The organism is Lacisediminihabitans sp. H27-G8, assembly GCF_046156175.1.
Lineage (GTDB): Bacteria > Actinomycetota > Actinomycetes > Actinomycetales > Microbacteriaceae > Lacisediminihabitans.
On record NZ_JAYLVL010000006.1, the window covers coordinates 88,528 to 104,129 of the forward strand.

The following is a 15,602-nucleotide window of genomic DNA, read 5'->3' on the forward strand; positions in this document are numbered from 1 at the left end:
AAGCATCGGATGCTGGATATTGTTCCTGCGAGCTTCGGCGCGCGTCTCACTGGCGTTCGTTGAGTCGCGCCAGCAGAACGGCCTCGGTGAGGATGGCCCGCTGGAACACTCCGAGATGCAGGGACTCATTGGGGCTGTGCGCGCGAGAGTCGGGATCTTCGACGCCGGTCACGAGGATCTGCGCCGCGGGGAACATCTCGACGAGGTCGGCGATGAAGGGGATCGATCCGCCGATACCGGTCTCGACGGCCTCGACTCCCCAGGCATCCGTCATCGAGGTCTTCGCCTCGGTCACCGCCCAGCCGCTCGTGTCGACCAGGAATCCGTTTCCGGTGTCCACGTCGTCGATCTCGATGTGGGCACCGAATGGCGCGTTCGAGCGGAGGTGGCTCTCGAGGGCCGCGAAGGCTTCGGTGCCCTGCTGGCCGGGGGCGATCCGCGCGCTGATCTTGACGCTGACCGAGGGGGAAAGCGTGTTGGAGGCGTTGCCGACGCTCGGCGCATCGATTCCGGTGACGGTGATGGCCGGCTTGGACCAGAGGCGACTGAGGATGGTGCCGGAGCCGATCGGAGCGACGCCTTCGAGAAGGGCCGCCTCATGGCGCAGCTGCTCCTCGGGGTAGTCGGGTGTCGCGGCCTCCCGCGAGCTGAGGCCCTCGACCGCGACGGACCCGTCTTCGGCGTGCAGGGTGGCCAGCAGCCGGATGGCGGCGAGCATGCCATCCGGAACCGCTCCCCCGAACATCCCGGAGTGCGAGGCGTGCTCCAACGTCGACACCGTGAGTCGGAACGTGACATTGCCGCGGAGACCGACGGTGAGGGCCGGGGTGTCGACGTCCCAGTTGTCGGAATCGGCGACGACGATGACGTCTGCGGCCAGTTCTGCCCGGTGCGCGCTGAGGAAGTTGGTGAACGATCGCGAACCGAACTCCTCCTCCCCCTCGATGAAGAGCGCGAGCCCCAGGTCGAAGTCCGATCCCACGGTCTCGACGAAGGAGCGGATCGCGGCGATGTGTGCCATGACGCCGGCCTTGTCGTCGGCGGCGCCGCGACCATACAGGCGGTCACCCCGCACCGTGGGCTCGAAGGGGAGGGAGTCCCAGTCCTCGTCCTTGCCGGGCGGCTGCACATCGTGGTGCGCGTACAGCAGGATGGTGGGCCGTCCGTTGCGGGCGGCGCGGGTCGCGAGAACGGCGGGCTGGCCGAGCGGGGCATCCGCCCCCGTTCCGATCGGGGCACGAGCCACCTGCACGGTCTCGAAGACGCCGAGCCCGGTGACGAGGGCGGCGACGGCATCCGCACTCTCGCTGACCGGCTGCGGATCAAACGCCGCCCAGGAGACCGAGGGAATGCGCACCAGTTTCGACAGCTCGGCGACGGCGACGGGGAATCCCCCGGCGACTGATTCGCGAAGAGTCTGGAGGAGTTCTGGACGTGTGGCCGCTGGAGAAGACATGAAGGTAATCTTAAGCAGACATCGATCGGTAGGAATCTCCAGTGGCCAAGCCAGACAGTTCGAGCAAGACCGACCCGGCGGCCGGTTACGACCTCAACACCGACAGCATTTCGAGCGGCAAGGGTCACGCCACGCCGACGCGCAAGGAGCGCGAGGCCGCGAACATGCGCCCGCTCGTGTCGAGCGACCGCAAGGCCGGCAACAAGGCCTCCCGCGCGAAGATGAACGAGGCGCGCGAGAAAGCCCGCGTCGGCATGGCGAACGGCGAAGAGAAGTACCTGCCGACGAAAGACAAGGGTGTGCAGCGGCGCTACATCCGCGATTACGTCGACGCCCGCTGGAGTGTCGGCGAACTGATCATCCCGGTGATGTTCCTGGTGATCATCCTCACCTTCATCAACAACGCCGTGGTCCAGTCGATCGCCATCTTCGCGCTCTGGGGCTTCTTCCTCATCGCCGTGATCGACTGCATCGTCGCCGGTGTACTGATCCAGCGCAAGCTCACCGCGAAGTACGGGGAAGACAAGGTGCAGAAGGGCAACCGCTGGTACACCGCCATGCGCGCCCTCCAGCTGCGTCCCATGCGCCTGCCGAAGCCGCAGGTGAAGCGCGGAGCCTTCCCGGCCTGAGGCGCCCGCGTCAGCGCAGCGCAGCGGCCCTCCCTCGACGGTCGCGGCGGCCCTAGGCTCCCTCGCGGCTCCTGGCGGGACTACGACCTCGCGGCGGGAGTTATGACTCCCTCCGCGGTACCACTACGCCGCCGCGAGAGGACGTATCCCCCGCCGCGGCGGATATTGCGCCGGCAGCGTTCGGCGGAACGCGGCCTCAGCGGCATTCGGCCCAGCGGTATTCGGCCCAGCGGCATTCGGCCCAGCGGCATTCGGCCCAGCGGCATTCGGCCCAGCGGCATTCGGCTCAGCGGCCGAGCTTTGCCAACCCGCGATTGATCGAACGGGCCCAGAGTGGTCCGCGATACAGGAACGCGGTATAGCCCTGCACGAGAGTCGCACCGGCGGCGAGGCGTTCGGCGACATCGGCGGCGGTATCCACTCCCCCGACCGAGATCACACAGAAATCCTCCGGCACTGCGGTGCGGATGATGCGGAGGACCGCGAGCGACCGGGCGGCGAGTGGAGCACCGGAGAGCCCTCCGGCTCCCGCAGCCTCGACGATCGCGGCATCCGTCACCAGGCCGTCACGGGACAGGGTCGTGTTGGTGGCGATGATGCCCGCGAGGCCGAGTTCCACCGCCAGTTCGGCGATTCGCCGCACCTGGTCGTCGGTGAGGTCCGGCGCGATCTTCACGAGCACGGGGGTGTCTCCCGCGGCGTCGTTGACGGCGGTGAGAAGGGGGGTGAGCTTGTCGAGCTCCTGCAGTCCACGCAGGCCGGGAGTGTTCGGGGAACTCACGTTCACGGCGAGATAGTCGCTGACCGGAGCGAGCAGGCGAGCGCTGACGAGATAGTCGGCGATCGCGTCATCAACATCGACGACGCGGCTCTTTCCGATGTTCGCGCCGATGACCGGGCGGATGCCGCGGGCGAGCTCGCGCGCGAATCGAGGGGCCGCATCCGCCGCGCCGAGATTGTTGAAGCCCATGCGGTTGATCACCGCGTTGTCGGGGATCAGTCGGAACAGGCGCGGGCGATCGTTTCCCGGCTGCGCGATCGCCGTGATGGTACCCACCTCCACGTGGCCGAATCCGAGCTGGCCGAGGCCCTGGATGGCACGGCCGTCCTTGTCGAAACCGGCGGCGACGCCGAAGGGTGAGGCGAATCTCAGGCCGAGGGCGTCGACCGCGAGGGAAGGGCCGGGGCGACTGAGCCTACGGAGGATCGCGCCGAGTCCGATGCGAGGGAGCCAGCGGATCACGTCGAACGCGAGGTGGTGCGCGGTCTCCGGGTCGAGCCGGGTGAGGACGAGCCTGAAGAGTAGTCGATACATGCCAGGTTCAGGCTACCGGCCCAGCGGCCGCCATCAGTTCTCGGAGACCTCGGCGGCCGCGTCGTGTTCGACCCGGAGGAGGGTGATGGCCGCCTCGAAGTCCTCGAGAGAGTCGAACCCCTGGTACACGCTGGCGAAGCGCAGGTAGGCGACCTCGTCGAGCTCCCGCAGTGGTGGGAGGATCGCGAGTCCGATGTCGTTGGCATCGACCTGGGACGCCCCGGTGGCACGAATGGTCTCCTCGACCCGCTGGGCGAGCATCGCGAGATCCGTATCGGTGACCGGTCTGCCCTGGCAGGCCTTGCGCACGCCGGAGACGATCTTCTCCCGGCTGAAGGGCTGCACGACACCGCTGCGCTTCACGACGTTGAGACTCGCGGTCTCGGTGGTGGAGAAGCGTCGGCCGCAGTCCGGACACTGGCGGCGGCGGCGGATGGACATGCCGTCGTCGCTCGTCCGCGAGTCGATGACACGGGAATCGGGATACCTGCAGAAGGGGCAGAACATGGTGCTGAAAGGATACCGCGCCACGGCTCGCCCGAGGGGATGACCTACTGTTCGGCGAACCGCGCAGTGATCGCGGCGGCGTGCGCCGGCAGGTCTTCCGCGGTCGCCAGCGCGACCACCTTGTCTCCCACGGCCTTGAGCGCGTCGCGGTCGTAGCGGATCACCTGCTGGGGGCGCAGGAAGGTGTAGGCACCGAGCCCGGGCGTGAATCTCGCCTGCCCTCCGGTGGGGAGCACATGGTTCGACCCGGCGAGGTAGTCGCCGAGGCTCACGGGCGAGTGCGCCCCGAGGAAGATCGCGCCGGCACTCTCGATGAGATCGAGCACCTGGCCGGGGTCGGCGGTCTGGATCTCGAGGTGCTCCGGCCCATAGACGTTACTGAACGCCGCCGCATCCACCATGTTGTCGACGAGCACGACTGCCGACTGGACCCCGCGAAGCGAAATGTCGACGCGAGAGCTGTGCGGCGTGAGGGGGGCGAGCCTGAGAAGCTCCTCCTGCACACGGTCGGCGAGGTCCACCGAGTCCGTGACCAGCACCGCCGCGGCGAGTTCGTCGTGCTCGGCCTGGCTGATGAGGTCGGTCGCGACGAGGAAGGGATCGGCAGTGGCATCCGCGATCACCAGGATCTCGGTGGGCCCGGCCTCGGAGTCGATGCCGACCTGGCCGCGCACGATGCGTTTGGCTGCGGCCACGTAGACGTTGCCCGGGCCGGTGATGACCTGCACGGGATCGAGGCTGAGACCGGGCACCCCCCAGGCGAAGGCGCCGATTGCTCCGGCGCCGCCCATGGCGTAGACCTCGTCGATGCCGAGGAGTCCGGCCGCTCCAAGGATGGTGGGGTGGATGTTTCCGTCGAACTGCCGCTGCGCCGGCGAGGCGAGCGCCACGGATGACACCCCCGCGACCTGGGCGGGCACCACGTTCATGACGACGCTCGAGGGGTACACGGCCTTGCCGCCGGGCACGTAGAAGCCGACGCGGGCAACCGGGCTCCAGCGCTGGATGACCTCGGCGCCGGGACCGAGGGTGGTCACACGCGGCGAGGGCAACTGGGCTTCCGAGGCCGCCCGCACGCGCACGATCGCCTCTTCGAGGGCGTCGCGCACGGGAACGCTGAGGGCTCGGACGGCCGCCGAGATGTGCGCGACATCCTGCCGCACTCGCGCCGGACGCACGCCGTCCAGCCGTTCGGCCTGGTCGAGAAGAGCTTCTTCGCCCCGTTCGCGCACATCGGAGATGAGCTCCTGCGCGATCGCCGACGCGGCGTTTACGTCGGTTAGTGACCTCGGAACGAGGGCGAGCAGTTCGGCGCGGCTAGGCTTAAGACCCCGAAGGTCAATGGTCTGGATCATGGCGAGCCAATCCTAGGGGACCCTCTCTGGCACCTTCGTGGGAGTCACCTGACCGCCACGGGAATATCGCCAGTCGAGACAGAATTGATAGCCGTATGGATGAGACAGCGCCCGTGGTCACCCCGGAAGAGCCGGACGGTATCGCCGCGTTCAAACACGCCTTCCGCCGGCATGCCGCCGGTGTCGTCGTGATCACCGCGCTGACCCCAGAGGGCAAGCCCGTCGGATTCACCGCGACATCCCTCGCCTCACTCGCCGCCGTGCCGCCGCTCGCGACCTTCAACATGGCGAAGGTGGCCAGCGCCTGGCCCGCCGTCGCCGGAACGGACTGGGTGGCCATCCAGACCATGGGAGCGCGGACGCGCCATTTGGCTGAGCGGATGTCCGGCGACCACGACCTGCGCTTCGAAGGCGACCACTGGGCGCCGGGACCGCACGGCCTCCCGATCCTCGAGGGCGTCACCTCATGGATGGTCGGGCGCATTGTCGAGCGCTTCCCCGTCGCCAACAACGTCGTGGTCGTGGTGCAGGTCGAAGAGGGCGCCTTGGGGGAACCGGATGCCGCGCTGCTCTATCACGAGCGCACCTACCTGAAGCCGGGCGAGACGGTCTAGTCGACACGACATCGAGTGCCCTGCCGTGTATCTGGCCCGGGCCGTTGTGCTCCTAGGGGTATCGGGATAAATCCGTCCCGATACTGAGGAGGATTCCATGACCACCATCGATTCCCGCGCCGTGACCCCGAAGTTCGACGACACAGGGCTCGACAAGACAGAGCTCGACCACACCGCGTTCGACCGGACGTCCGCCGATGTCGACTCGTTCACCGACACTCTCGACCTGCGCGATGTCGCTCTCGCCTACACGCCGTCGAATCGCTACATTCCGTCGCACGTGTGGTTCCGCACGATCGAGACCCTCAGCCCCACCAAGACCATCGGACTCGGGCGCACCAATACCACGCTGATCATGCCAACGATCGTGCAGACGGATGCCGCGACCCCCTACGCGGGCTTCGACCGCACGGTGACCTCGAGCCGCAATCCCACTGCCCAGGTCCACTTCGAGCCGGGCGCCTACGGGGCCACGACGCCGGCAACCTATGTGATCTCCTTCGCCGTTGAGACCTCGGGGCCGGTGACCTTCACCGTTCAGGGTCTGTCGTTCCTTCCCGGCGTGTCCGGTCTCGGCTCCCGGGTGGTGAACGGAACCCAGTCGATCTCGGTCGTCTACTCGAACCTGCCCGCGAACCAGCCCGTCTACGCGTACATCGAACAGACCGCCGGCGGTCACTGGAACTGGTATTCCACTCGCATCAGCTACCCGCCGATCGTGCTCCAGCTGTAGTCGATCGACCGGTCAGACCACGCAGTTCGGACCGAGGAGCGACTTGAGCTCGCCGTAAAGGTCGGCGTTGACCGAGACCGGGAACGGGATCTCGAACACCCGCGCCGTCTCGCCCTTGACGAGCTTGAGCCGCACTTCGGTATCGCCGGAATGCCGGATGAGCACGTCGTTCAACTGCGTCACCACATCCGTCGTCGCCCGGAATTCGGGCATCGAGATCGTGAGGGGGCCCGACCCGAGGCTCTGGCCGAGATCGGGCGTGAACATGCTCGACGCGTGCAGGTTCATCCCGTCGTCGCGCATGCTGACCCGTCCTCGCACGACGACGATGGCATCGTTGGTGAGGGCTGGCGAGAACTCCTGGTAGGCCTTGCCCAGGAACATCACCGTGATCTCCCCCGCGAAGTCTTCGACGGTGATGACGCCGTACTGGTTGCCGGAATTCCGTGCCGTGCGATGCTGCACCGAGGTGATCAGTCCCGCTACTGTCACGTGTTCCCCGTCGCCGGCGACCTCTCCCGCGAGAACCTCGGTGATCGTCGAACCGGCGAGCTTGGCGAGCTGGAGCTCGAGACCGGCGAGCGGATGATCGGACACGTACAGCCCGAGCATCTCTCGCTCGAACGCGAGCTTGTCGCGCTTGGACCACTCGGGGCGGTCGGGCACCTGGTTCACGGCCTGCGGTTCATCCCAGAGGCTGTCGAAGTCGAAGCCGACCTGTCCGTTGGCTTCGGCCCGCTTGTCGCTCACCGCAGAGTCGATGGCATCCTCGTGGATCTCCAGCAGGGCCCTGCGGGTCGCCGCCGTCGAATCGAAGGCACCCGACTTGATAAGCGACTCCACCGTGCGCTTGTTGGCGACCTGGATCGGCACCTTGCGCAGGAAGTCGTGGAAGGACTCGAAACGGCCCTTCTCCTCCCGGGACTTCGCGATCGCCTCGACCACGTTCGTTCCGACGTTGCGGATCGCACCGAGACCAAAGCGGATGTCACCGACCCCACTGTGTGAATCGGTACTGGCGTTGGGCACCGCCGTGAAGTCCCCGCTCGACTCGTTCACGTCCGGAGCCAGCACCCGGATACCCATGCGACGGCACTCGCTCAGATACATGCCGAGCTTGTCCTTAGAGTCCCCGACGCTCGTCAGGAGCGCCGCCATGTACTCGGCGGGATGATTCGCCTTGAGGTAGGCGGTCCAATAGCTCAGCACGCCGTAGCCGGCGCTGTGCGCCTTGTTGAAGGCATAGTCGGCGAAGGGCATCAGCGTGTCCCAGAGCACCTTCACCGCCTGGGCACTGTAGCCGTTGCCGGTCATTCCGGCCTCGAAGTCGGCGTACTGCTTGTCGAGCTCCGACTTCTTCTTCTTGCCCATCGCCCGCCGAAGAACGTCGGCCTGGCCGAGGGTGAACCCGGCCACCTTCTGGGCGACCGACATCACCTGCTCCTGGTAGACGATGAGGCCGTAGGTGATGCCGAGACTCTCCCGCAGCGGCTCCGCGAGCTCGGGATGGATCGCATCGATCGTCTGCAGGCCGTTCTTGCGCAGCGCGTAGTTCGTGTGGGAGTTCATTCCCATCGGACCCGGGCGGTACAGCGCGATTACCGCGGAGATGTCTTCGAAGTTGGTCGGTTTGAGCTGCTTGAGCAGCGAGCGCATCGGCCCGCCATCCAACTGGAACACGCCGAGCGTGTCGCCGCGGGCGAGGAGGTCGTAGGTCTTCTGGTCGGCATCGAGGTCGAGGTCTTCGATCACGAGTGTGGAGCCGGTGTTCTTCTCGATCATCCTCAGGGCGTCTTCGATGACGGTGAGGTTCCGGAGCCCGAGGAAGTCCATCTTGATGAGTCCGAGGGACTCCAGCGGGGGCTGGTCGAACTGGGTGATGATCGCGCCGTCGTCTTCGCGCTTCATGATCGGCAGCACGTCGATGAGCGGCTCTGCCGAGAGGATCACCCCCGCGGCGTGCACTCCCCACTGGCGCTTGAGGTTCTCGATGCCCTGCGCCGTCTCGAAGACCGTCGCGGCATCCCGGTCCGTCTCGAGCACGGCACGGAAGTCTGCGGCCTCCTTCCAGCGCGGGGCGGCCTTGTCGAGCACCTCGCTGAGGGTGATGTCCTTGCCCATGATGGCCGGGGGCATCGCCTTCGTGAGCTTCTCGCCCACCGAGTAGGGCATACCGAGCACTCGAGCCGAGTCCTTGAGGGCCTGCTTGGCCTTGATCGTGCCGTAGGTGACGATCTGCGCGACCCTGTCGTCGCCGTACTTCTCGGTGACATAGCGGATGACCTCACCCCGTCGCCGATCGTCGAAGTCGACATCCACATCGGGCATTGACACGCGCTCGGGGTTGAGGAAACGCTCGAAGATGAGACCGTGCGCAAGCGGGTCGAGTTCGGTGATGCCCATCGCGTAGGAGGCCATGGACCCGGCGGCGGATCCACGCCCCGGCCCGACACGGATGCCCTGCGCCTTCGCCCAGGTGATGAAGTCCGCCACGACGAGGAAGTAGCCGGGGAATCCCATCTGCTTGATCACATCGACCTCGTACTTCGCCTGGGCGAGATGCGCCTCCGATGGCGCATTGTGGAAGCGCCGCAGCATGCCGGCGTTCACTTCCTTTTCGAACCAGGTCGCCTCGGTCTCCCCTTCCGGCACCGGGAAGCGCGGCATGAGGTTGCGGTGTTCGAAAGTCACGTCGCACCGCTCGGCGATGAGCAGCGTGTTGTCGCAGGCTTCGGGATGATCGCGGAACAGGTGCCGCATCTCGGCGGCCGACTTGAGGTAGAACTCGTTCGAGTCGAACTTGAAGCGGTTGGGGTCGTCGAGCGTTGACGCGGACTGGACGCAGAGCAGAGCAGCGTGAGCGGTGGAGTCGTGGGCGTGCGTGTAGTGAAGGTCGTTGGTCGCCAGCAGGGGAAGGTTCAGGTCTTTGGCGAGCCGCAGCAGGTCTTCCATGGTGCGACGCTCGATATCGATTCCGTGGTCCATGACCTCGGCGAAGAAGTTGCCTTCGCCGAAGATGTCCCGGAAATCGGCGGCAGCCTTTCGGGCCTCCTCGTACTGGCCGAGACGGAGCCTCGTCTGCACCTCGCCTCCCACGCAGCCCGTGGTCGCGATGATCCCACTGCTGTAGGTGCTGAGCAGCTCCCGGTCCATGCGCGGCTTGAAGTAGTAGCCCTCGATCGAGGCGAGGGAGGAGAGCCGGAACAGGTTGTGCATGCCCTCGTTGTTCTGCGAGAGCAGTGTCATATGCGTGTACGAACCCGAACCGCCGACGTCATCCTGGTTCTGGTGGTTCGCGCCCCACTTCACCCTGGTGCGGTCCTGGCGCGCAGTGCCGGGCGTGATGTAGGCCTCGGTGCCGATGATCGGCTTCACCCCGTTGGCCGTCGCCTGCTTCCAGAAGTCGTACGCGCCGAACATGTTGCCATGGTCGGTCATCGCGATGGCCGGCATCTCTTGCTCGGAAGCAGCCTTCATCAGCGGGCCGATGCGGGCGGCGCCATCGAGCATCGAATATTCGCTGTGCACGTGCAGGTGCACGAATGAATCGTTGCTGTGGGGCAATTCCTGAGCCTTACTGACCGGGGGTGGGCATCCAGCTTAAGCCTCGGTCAGTCGCCGCGGAGCACGTCGAGCGCGTGTTGCAGGTCGGCCGGATACTCGCTCGTGAAGAGCACCCTCTCCTGCGTTCCGGGATGCGTGAAACCGAGCTGTTTCGCGTGCAGCCACTGCCGGGTGAGTCCGAGTCGCGCGGAGATCGTGGGGTCTGCGCCGTACATCGCATCGCCGACACAGGGGTGCCGCTGGGCGGCCATATGAACGCGGATCTGGTGCGTTCGGCCGGTCTCCAGGTGCACTTCGAGCAGCGAGGCGCTGGGAAAAGCCTCGAGCGTCTCGTAGTGAGTCACGGAGTTCTTGCCATCCGAGGTGACCGCGAACTTCCAGCTCGAGGACGGATGCCGCCCGATCGGCGCATCGATCGTTCCGGAGAGCGGATCCGGGTGTCCCTGAACTACAGCGTGATAGATCTTGTCGACCTCGCGATCATGGAACTGCCGCTTGAGTTCCGTGTAGGCCCGTTCACTCTTCGCCACGACCATGAGGCCGCTCGTGCCCGCATCGAGGCGATGGACGATGCCCGCGCGCTCCGCGGCACCCGATGTGGAGACGCGGAATCCCGCTCCCGCAAGCGCGCCGAGCACTGTCGGGCCGGTCCATCCCACGGAGGGATGCGCAGCGACGCCAACGGGTTTGTCCACCACCACGATGTCGTCATCGTCGTACACGATGCCGAGGTCGGGCACGACGACGGGTTCGATCGACGGAGCGACCTTCGGCTGCCAGGTGACCTCGAGCCAGCTCTCGGCCCGCAACCGGTCCGATTTGCCCAGGGTGACTCCGTCTGCGACGACTCCCCCGGCTTCGGCGATCTCCGCGGCGAAGTTGCGCGAGAAGCCCATCAGCTTCGCAAGGGCGGCGTCGACACGTTCCCCGGCGAGCCCGTCCGGTACAGGGAGGCTGCGCGATTCCATGGGGATGCCTACTTGGTGTCGGTGGTGTGGATGTCGGTGGTGTGGATGTCGGTGGCGGGAGCGCCCGAGGTGTGGGCGTCAGAGGTGTGGGCGTCCGTGGTGTTGGCGCCAGTGCCGGTTTCGCTCGCAACGACGGGGTGGCGGTCGGATGCCTTGCGCCCGTCGAGCCCGATTCCCCGAAGCGTCAGCAGGATGAAGAGTCCCATGCTCGCGACGATGAACGAGTCTGCGATGTTGAAGATGGCCGGAAAGCCCTGCACCTGGATGAAGTCGACGACGTGTCCGACGCCGAAACCCGGCTCCCGGAAGAGGCGATCTGTCAGGTTGCCGGTGGTGCCGCCCAGGAGCATCCCGAACAGCACCGCCCAGCCGACCGAACGGATGCGGCGCGCGAAGCCGATGATGAATATCGTGACGGCGGATGCCGCGATGGAGAAGATCCAGGTGGACCCGCTCGCGATCGAGAAGGCCGCACCCGAGTTCTTGACGAAGTGGAACTGGAGCAGCTCCCCGATCGCCTTCACCTGCTCCCCCTCCGCCAGATTACTGACGATGAGGAACTTGGTGACTTGGTCGAGACTGTAGACGACTACCGCGACGAGGGCCAGCGCGATGAGCGCCCTGACGCTGACCGCCGAGCCGCTGACCTTGGACGCGGGATCCTTCGCCTGCGGTTCAGTTGCCGCCAAAGCCCTGGAAGCTGGCGGGCGGCGACTGCACACCGTCGGACGAGCCGAGGTCGTAGGATCCGCTGGTTGCCGGCACGCTCTCGTACGGCGCCGCGGCGACCGGGGCAGAGGCGACGGGGGCCGGGGTCTCGGGGGCTGCCGGAGCGGGCTCGGTGGCGTCGAGCTCCTTCAACTGGCCCTCGATGTAGCCCTTGAGCTTCTGGCGGTACTCCCGCTCGAAGGTGCGCAGGTCTTCGATCTGGTGCTCGATCGTGGTCTTCTGCTGCTCGAGAGCGGCCTTCTCATTGTCGAGCTGGGAGATCTGCGAACGCTGAGCTGCCTCGGCCTCGCTCACGACCCGAGCGGCCGTGGCGTGGCCCTCGGCAATGAGCGCGTCGCGCTTCTCGATTCCCTCGCGCACGTGCTCCTCGTGGAGCTTGCGCGCCAGCTGCAAGAGGTTGTTGGTGTTGCCGGAGTCGATCGCGTTCTGCTCTGGCGAGGGGTAGGCGATCGGAGCCGGCACCGGTGCGGGCACAGGCTCGACGGGAGCGGCGACCGGGGTCTCTCCGAAGCGGGGAAGAGCCTGGGCGAGCTGGCCCTGCTCGGCCGGAGCCTGAGGCTGCGGGGCCTCGGTGAGGGCGGCGGGCTGCGCGGCACTGCGCTGGAGCTCGCTGATGCGGGATTCACCGGCGACGAGGCGCTGGCGCAACTCCTCATTCTCCTGGTTGAGACGGCGAAGCTCCACGACGACCTCGTCCAGGAAGTCATCGACCTCGTCCTGGTCGTACCCCTCACGGAACTTGGTCGGCTGGAATCGCTTGTTGACTACATCTTCAGGCGTAAGTGCCATGGGTGCCACCTCAAAAAACTCATCTGGTACAGCGCTAATAACAGTCAGCTAACGCTAGCAAACTGACGGCGTCATCGGGTCGAGATGCCGCGTGGTGTTCGACCACGATCCCAGAGTACACAGGGACTGCTGTGCATCCCGGGCTACGGCGCGCCGTACCCCGACCGACCGGGCCGAAACCGGCGTCGTCTGCCTCAGACGCTGAGGGCGGATGCGACCGAGAGCAGGATCAGGGTGACGATCATCACGATGCTCCAGGCGAAGTCGAGCGCGAATCCGCCGATGCGGATGGTGGGGATGACCCGGCGCACGAGTGAGATGGGCGGGTCGGTGAGGGCGAAGACGAACTCGGAGACCACCAGGCCGAAGCCGTGCGGGCGCCATCCCCGCGAGAAATTGCGCACGAGATCGAGGATGAACCTGCCCCACAGCACGAAGAAATACAGCAGCAGCAGGTAATACGCGATGCTGGCTGGGATGGCGAAGGGGTTTGAGGTCACGTTGTCAGACTAGGGCGCGCGCCCCGGGAGGACTTACCGGGAGCGTCTTATTGGATGAGGACTGGCAGGATCGCTCAGGACTGGGCGAAGAACGACGCATCGACGTCGGATTCGACGGAGGCCTGGTCTCCGCTGACGGCGACGTGCGCCGGCGACAGCAGGAAGACCTTGCTGGTGACGCGCTCGATCTTGCCGTAGAGCCCCTGCGACAGTCCACTCGCGAAGTCGACGAGTCGACGCGCTTCCGGCTCGCTCATCTGGGAGAGGTTGATGATCACCGGGATGCCGTCACGGAACGCCTCGGCGATGGCCTGGGCATCCTTGTACTGGCGCGGGTGGACGGTGAGGATCTCGTTCATGTCGGAGTGTGAGGCATTCTTCTGTGATGGAGCACGGCGAAGGGGTGTGACGGGAGCACGGGTACCGGAGGACTGCGCAGCCTGGGGAGACTCACGCACCTCGCGGGCGACAGGTGCCGGAGCGACGGGCGCGGCATCCTCGTAGTCGAACTCCTCATCGGCGAGGCCAAGGTAGACCATGGTCTTGCGAAGTGGGTTAGCCATTACGTGCCTCCTGTGGTGGAACTGATGAGTTCAGATTAACCGGGGGTCGGGCGGTTTCCCGTGATTGCGGAACCAATCCGCAGGTGTGTCGCGCCCTCGAGAATCGCCTCGCGGTAGTCGCCCGACATTCCGGCGGAGATGAAGCGCGCGCCGGGCGCAAGCCGTCGCATCCGCTCAGAAGCCTCACGTACCCGCACGAACGCCGGCCTCGGGTCTTCGCCCACGGGAGCCACGGCCATCACGCCGAGCAGTTCGAGCCCCGGAGTGGCGAGCACGAGTTCCGTGGTCTGCTCGAGGTCGGCATCCTGAACTCCCCCGCGGCCGGGATCATCGGTGAGATTGAGCTGCACGAAACACTCGATCGTCGTGCCGTCATCGCTGCCGAGCGCCTCGATGACAGATGACCGGTCGAGCGAATGAACGGAGTGCGCGTAGGCGCGAACCTGCTTCGCCTTCTTGCTCTGGAGTTGGCCGATGAAGTTCCAGCCCAGATCGAGATCGGCGAGTTCCGCGGCTTTGGCCTGGGCCTCCTGGTGTCGGTTCTCGCCCATCTCGCGCACCCCGAGGGCGTACAACTCCCGCACAAGGGAGGCGGGATGGAACTTGGTCACGACGATGGTCGTGATCTCGTCCACCCCGCGTCCCGCCTCGACGGCAGCAGCAGCGACGCCCGCACGCACTTCTTCGAGGCGCTCCGCGAGGGTGGGACTACTTGAGGAAATCGGGGACATCCAGGTCGTCATCGCCATCATCGAACACCGGGTCTTTCGGAGCGGTCGGAACTTCGGACTCTGCGGCCCAGTTCGGCACACTGCTCGTCTCCGGTTCGACGGCGCCGGTGGCGGCGGGCGCTGCCGCAAAGACAGGCGCGGACGCCGTGACATCACCGGTGCCACCGCGACGTTCTTCCTTCTTCACGACGGGCTCTCCGCCGTCGAAGCCGGCAGCGATCACCGTGACCCGCACCTCGTCGCCGAGGGTGTCATCGATCACCGCACCGAAGATGATGTTGGCCTCGGGGTGCACGGCCTCCTGCACGAGCCGGGCAGCGTCGTTGATCTCGAAGATTCCGAGGTTGGATCCGCCCTGGATCGAGAGGAGCACCCCGTGCGCTCCATCGATGGATGCCTCGAGCAGTGGGCTCGCAACCGCGAGCTCTGCGGCCTTGATCGCCCGGTCCGCACCGCGGCTCGAGCCGATGCCCATGAGTGCCGATCCGGCCCCCTGCATGACCGACTTGACGTCGGCGAAGTCGAGGTTGATGAGCCCGGGGGTCGTGATGAGGTCGGTGATGCCCTGCACGCCGGCGAGCAGTACCTGATCGGCTGTGGCGAAGGCTTCGAGGAAGGAGATGCCACGGTCGCTGATCTCGAGGAGACGATCGTTGGGCACCACGATGAGGGTGTCGACCTCCTGCTTGAGGGCGGCGACTCCCACGTCCGCCTGTGCGGCGCGGCGCTTGCCCTCGAATCCGAACGGACGCGTGACCACACCGATGGTGAGCGCTCCGATGGACTTCGCGATGCGGGCCACGACCGGCGCGCCTCCTGTGCCGGTACCGCCGCCCTCTCCCGCGGTCACGAAGACCATGTCTGCGCCGGCGAGGGCCTCTTCGATCTCCTCCGCGTGGTCCTCGGCGGCACGACGGCCGACCTCGGGGTCGGCTCCAGCGCCGAGCCCGCGGGTGAGTTCACGTCCGACGTCGAGCTTGACGTCCGCGTCGCTCATCAGGAGCGCCTGGGCGTCGGTGTTGATGGCGATGAATTCGACGCCGCGAAGGCCGAGTTCGATCATTCGGTTGACGGCATTGACTCCGCCGCCGCCTATGCCGACGACCTTGATCACGGCTAGGTAGTTCTGGTTCGTTGTCACGTCCGGCC

The 15,602-nt window shown here is 66.2% G+C and carries 15 protein-coding genes; 3 read left to right on the forward strand and 12 right to left on the reverse strand.

The genetic code is table 11. From position 1 onward, the window contains the following. Positions 1 to 46: 46 nt before the first annotated feature. On the reverse strand, positions 47 to 1,456 hold the full coding sequence (locus VLI63_RS16410; RefSeq protein ID WP_409157931.1) for a dipeptidase: 1,410 nt from the start codon (positions 1,454 to 1,456) through the stop codon (positions 47 to 49). A gap of 41 nt (positions 1,457 to 1,497) precedes the next feature. Between VLI63_RS16410 and VLI63_RS16415 the strand changes: the two genes are divergently transcribed. Beyond that, entirely contained in the window at positions 1,498 to 2,085 is a 588-nt protein-coding gene (locus VLI63_RS16415; RefSeq protein ID WP_409157932.1) for a DUF3043 domain-containing protein, read from the forward strand. A 286-nt stretch (positions 2,086 to 2,371) separates the two neighbouring features. Here VLI63_RS16415 and VLI63_RS16420 read toward each other — a convergent pair whose 3' ends face one another. The 3 genes from VLI63_RS16420 to hisD are packed head-to-tail and all read right to left on the reverse strand — an operon-like array spanning position 2,372 to position 5,262. Beyond that, positions 2,372 to 3,400 (reverse strand): quinone-dependent dihydroorotate dehydrogenase, encoded by a 1,029-nt coding sequence (locus VLI63_RS16420; RefSeq protein ID WP_409157933.1) that lies wholly within the window; start codon positions 3,398 to 3,400, stop codon positions 2,372 to 2,374. Between the two features lie 33 nt (positions 3,401 to 3,433). Continuing rightward, the gene (gene nrdR, locus VLI63_RS16425) at positions 3,434 to 3,907 is read right to left on the reverse strand and encodes a transcriptional regulator NrdR (RefSeq protein ID WP_409157934.1); all 474 of its coding nucleotides are present in this window, start codon (positions 3,905 to 3,907) and stop codon (positions 3,434 to 3,436) included. Between the two features lie 44 nt (positions 3,908 to 3,951). Then, positions 3,952 to 5,262 carry a histidinol dehydrogenase gene (hisD, locus tag VLI63_RS16430; protein WP_409157935.1) on the reverse strand — a complete coding sequence of 437 codons (1,311 nt, stop codon included), beginning with the start codon at positions 5,260 to 5,262 and terminating at the stop codon, positions 3,952 to 3,954. Between the two features lie 95 nt (positions 5,263 to 5,357). Here hisD and VLI63_RS16435 point away from each other — a divergent pair, with 95 nt between their 5' ends. Further along, complete coding sequence (locus VLI63_RS16435) at positions 5,358 to 5,876, forward strand: flavin reductase family protein (protein ID WP_409157936.1); 519 nt, start codon at positions 5,358 to 5,360, stop codon at positions 5,874 to 5,876. Between the two features lie 97 nt (positions 5,877 to 5,973). After that, positions 5,974 to 6,609 (forward strand): hypothetical protein, encoded by a 636-nt coding sequence (locus VLI63_RS16440; RefSeq protein ID WP_409157937.1) that lies wholly within the window; start codon positions 5,974 to 5,976, stop codon positions 6,607 to 6,609. A 12-nt stretch (positions 6,610 to 6,621) separates the two neighbouring features. Here VLI63_RS16440 and dnaE read toward each other — a convergent pair whose 3' ends face one another. The 8 genes from dnaE to ftsZ form a co-directional block, all read right to left on the reverse strand. Then, positions 6,622 to 10,173, reverse strand: a complete 3,552-nt coding sequence (dnaE, locus tag VLI63_RS16445; RefSeq protein ID WP_409157938.1) for a DNA polymerase III subunit alpha — start codon at positions 10,171 to 10,173, stop codon at positions 6,622 to 6,624. Between the two features lie 47 nt (positions 10,174 to 10,220). Continuing rightward, positions 10,221 to 11,141: an RluA family pseudouridine synthase gene (locus VLI63_RS16450; RefSeq protein ID WP_354576149.1), complete on the reverse strand. Its 921-nt coding sequence runs from the start codon at positions 11,139 to 11,141 to the stop codon at positions 10,221 to 10,223. An 8-nt stretch (positions 11,142 to 11,149) separates the two neighbouring features. Next, on the reverse strand, positions 11,150 to 11,830 hold the full coding sequence (gene lspA / locus VLI63_RS16455) for a signal peptidase II (protein ID WP_409157939.1): 681 nt from the start codon (positions 11,828 to 11,830) through the stop codon (positions 11,150 to 11,152). Further along, entirely contained in the window at positions 11,817 to 12,659 is an 843-nt protein-coding gene (locus tag VLI63_RS16460) for a DivIVA domain-containing protein (RefSeq protein ID WP_409157940.1), read from the reverse strand. The genes lspA and VLI63_RS16460 overlap by 14 nt, the downstream gene beginning before the upstream one ends. A gap of 194 nt (positions 12,660 to 12,853) precedes the next feature. Then, positions 12,854 to 13,159: a YggT family protein gene (locus VLI63_RS16465; RefSeq protein WP_409157941.1), complete on the reverse strand. Its 306-nt coding sequence runs from the start codon at positions 13,157 to 13,159 to the stop codon at positions 12,854 to 12,856. A 74-nt stretch (positions 13,160 to 13,233) separates the two neighbouring features. Further along, complete coding sequence (locus VLI63_RS16470; RefSeq protein ID WP_354576145.1) at positions 13,234 to 13,722, reverse strand: cell division protein SepF; 489 nt, start codon at positions 13,720 to 13,722, stop codon at positions 13,234 to 13,236. 35 nt (positions 13,723 to 13,757) lie between these two features. After that, positions 13,758 to 14,453: a YggS family pyridoxal phosphate-dependent enzyme gene (locus VLI63_RS16475; protein ID WP_409157942.1), complete on the reverse strand. Its 696-nt coding sequence runs from the start codon at positions 14,451 to 14,453 to the stop codon at positions 13,758 to 13,760. Then, complete coding sequence (ftsZ, locus tag VLI63_RS16480) at positions 14,431 to 15,594, reverse strand: cell division protein FtsZ (protein WP_409157943.1); 1,164 nt, start codon at positions 15,592 to 15,594, stop codon at positions 14,431 to 14,433. Before ftsZ ends, VLI63_RS16475 begins: the two co-directional genes overlap by 23 nt. Between the last annotated feature and the right edge of the window lie 8 nt (positions 15,595 to 15,602).

Excerpts from the sequence above, each read along its gene's own strand:
- hisD (WP_409157935.1), bottom strand. The coding sequence starts at position 5,262 with ATGATCCAGACCATTGACCTTCGGGGTCTTAAGCCTAGCCGCGCCGAA.
- VLI63_RS16450 (WP_354576149.1), bottom strand. The coding sequence starts at position 11,141 with ATGGAATCGCGCAGCCTCCCTGTACCGGACGGGCTCGCCGGGGAACGT.
- VLI63_RS16410 (WP_409157931.1), bottom strand. The coding sequence starts at position 1,456 with ATGTCTTCTCCAGCGGCCACACGTCCAGAACTCCTCCAGACTCTTCGC.
- nrdR (WP_409157934.1), bottom strand. The coding sequence starts at position 3,907 with ATGTTCTGCCCCTTCTGCAGGTATCCCGATTCCCGTGTCATCGACTCG.
- VLI63_RS16440 (WP_409157937.1), top strand. The coding sequence starts at position 5,974 with ATGACCACCATCGATTCCCGCGCCGTGACCCCGAAGTTCGACGACACA.
- VLI63_RS16475 (WP_409157942.1), bottom strand. The coding sequence starts at position 14,453 with ATGTCCCCGATTTCCTCAAGTAGTCCCACCCTCGCGGAGCGCCTCGAA.
- VLI63_RS16435 (WP_409157936.1), top strand. The coding sequence starts at position 5,358 with ATGGATGAGACAGCGCCCGTGGTCACCCCGGAAGAGCCGGACGGTATC.
- VLI63_RS16460 (WP_409157940.1), bottom strand. The coding sequence starts at position 12,659 with ATGGCACTTACGCCTGAAGATGTAGTCAACAAGCGATTCCAGCCGACC.
- VLI63_RS16470 (WP_354576145.1), bottom strand. The coding sequence starts at position 13,722 with ATGGCTAACCCACTTCGCAAGACCATGGTCTACCTTGGCCTCGCCGAT.
- VLI63_RS16420 (WP_409157933.1), bottom strand. The coding sequence starts at position 3,400 with ATGTATCGACTACTCTTCAGGCTCGTCCTCACCCGGCTCGACCCGGAG.